This window comes from Thermomonas alba (assembly GCF_022419205.1).
Taxonomy (GTDB): domain Bacteria; phylum Pseudomonadota; class Gammaproteobacteria; order Xanthomonadales; family Xanthomonadaceae; genus Thermomonas; species Thermomonas alba.
Map to the genome: position 1 here is coordinate 1 of NZ_JAJOZU010000019.1, position 2,409 is coordinate 2,409.

Consider the following 2,409-nt stretch of genomic DNA (forward strand, 5'->3'; position numbering starts at 1 on the left):
CGTCCGTGTTGGTATAGCCACCATTGATTTCCCGGATCGTGTCCTGACCATCACCAAGGTTGAACTCATAACGATCCGAAAAGTAGCCGCCGATCAGCGTATCGTTGCCAGCACCGCCCACAAACACCGCATTCTGGGCGTAGGCATCCACCTTCAAGGTGTCGTCACCCTCGCCGCCGTACAGCTCGTCACTGCTGCTGCCAATGATCGTGTCGTTGCCCGCGCCACCCAGCAGGATGTCCTTGCCGGAATAGCCGCTCAGGGTATCGTCGCCGTCGCTACCCGAAGTCACGATGCCGGGCTCTTGCAACATGGCCATCGTCCACACCGTGCCATCGGCAAACGTCACCTGCTCGATCTGCTGCCCCGTATTCCACGTCGAACCCGTGAATTGGTTCTTGATCCGCACGGAGTCAGCGCCGTTGGCATGCTGGAACACCAGATCGTTGCCCTCGCGGAACACTCGGATATCAGCCGCTGAAATACCCGCCCCGAACGCCAGCACGTCCGTGTTGGTGTAACCACCGTTGATTTCCTGAATCGTGTCCTGACCATCACCAAGGTTGAACACGTAGCGGTCTGAGTAATAACCGCCGATCAGCGTATCGTTGCCAGCACCGCCCACAAACACCGCATTCTGGGCGTAGGCATCCACCTTCAAGGTGTCGTCACCCTCGCCGCCGTACAGCTCGTCACTGCTGCTGCCAATGATCGTGTCGTTGCCCGCGCCACCCAGCAGGATGTCCTTGCCGGAATAGCCACTCAGGGTGTCATCACCGTCGCCACCCAGGATCGTGATGCCTGCTGCCTGGACGCTCGCAACCGTCCACACCGTGCCATCGGCAAACGTCACCTGCTCGATCTGCTGCCCCGTATTCCACGCCGAACCGTTGAACTGATCCTTGATGCGCACCGAGTCGGTGCCATTGACGTGCTGGAACACCAGGTCGTTGCCCTCGCGGAACACCCGGATATCGGACGCTGCGATACCTTCACCGAACGCCAGCACGTCCGTGTTGGCATAGCCACCGTTGATTTCCCTAATTGTGTCCTGGCCGTCGCCAAGATTGAACACATAACGGTCGGAGTAATAACCACCAATCAGCGTATCGTTGCCCGTACCGCCAACAAACAGGTTGTTTTGGGCATAAATATCCACCCTCAGCGTGTCGTCGCCCTCGCCGCCATACAGCTTGTTGCTGCCGGTTCCGCCATCCAGTACATCATCGCCGGCATCGCCATACAGAATGTCATCCCCACCATATCCCAGCAGGGTATCGTTACCGGCACCGCCATCAATGATGTCTTTACCATCCTGCCCCAACAGCACATCGTCTCCGTCGGTGCCGTAATTAGGCAGTCCATTGGCCATCCAATTCGACACCGTCCACACTGTGCCGTCGGTGAAAGTCACTTGCTCCACCTGCTGTCCGGTGTTCCACGCCGAACCGTTGAACTGGCCTTTGATACGCACCGAGTTGGTGCCGTTGACATGCTGGAACACTAGGTCATTGCCGTCGCGGAACACCCGGATATCGGATGCCGCGATACCTTCCCCGAACGCCAACACATCCGTGTTGGTATAACCGCCGTTGATTTCCTGGATCGTGTCCTGGCCGTCCCCAAGGTTGAACACGTAGCGGTCAGAGTAATAGCCGCCGATCAGGGTATCGTTGCCCTTGCCGCCCACAAACACCGCATTCTGGGCATAGGTATCCACCTTCAAGGTGTCGTCACCTTCGCCGCCGTACATCTCGTCGTTGCTGCTGCCAATGATCGTGTCGTTGCCGGCACCGCCCAGCAGGATGTCCTTGCCGGAATAGCCGCTCAGGGTATCGTCGCCGTCGCTACCCGCAGTCACGATGCCAGGTCCTTGCAGCGTGGCCATCGTCCACACGGTGCCATCGGCAAACGTTACCTGCTCGATCTGCTGCCCCGTATTCCACGCCGTACCGTTGAACTGATCCTTGATCCGCACCGAGTCGGTGCCATTGACGTGCTGGAACACCAAGTCGTTGCCCTCGCGGAATACCCGGATATCAGACGCCGCGATACCTTCCCCGAACGCCAGCACGTCCGTGTTGGTATAGCCACCATTGATTTCCCGGATCGTGTCCTGACCATCACCAAGATTGAACTCGTAACGATCCGAGAAGTAACCACCTACCATCGTGTCGTTGCCAGCACCGCCCACAAACACCGCATTCTGGGCGTAGGCATCCACCTTCAAGGTGTCGTCACCCTCGCCGCCGTACAGCTCGTCACTGCTGCTGCCAATGATCGTGTCGTTGCCCGCGCCGCCCAGCAGAATATCCTTGCCGGAATAGCCGCTCAGGATGTCATCGCCATCGCTACCTGCGGTCACGATGCCAGGCCCTTGCAGCGTGGTCATCGTCCACACCGTGCCAT

General features: G+C 58.7%; 1 protein-coding gene. It reads right to left on the minus strand.

The window, feature by feature from the left end:
- The coding region (locus ML342_RS11495) for a calcium-binding protein (protein WP_275672483.1) at window positions 1–2,392 on the minus strand (2,392 nt) is incomplete at its 3' end.
- Between the last annotated feature and the right edge of the window lie 17 nt (window positions 2,393–2,409).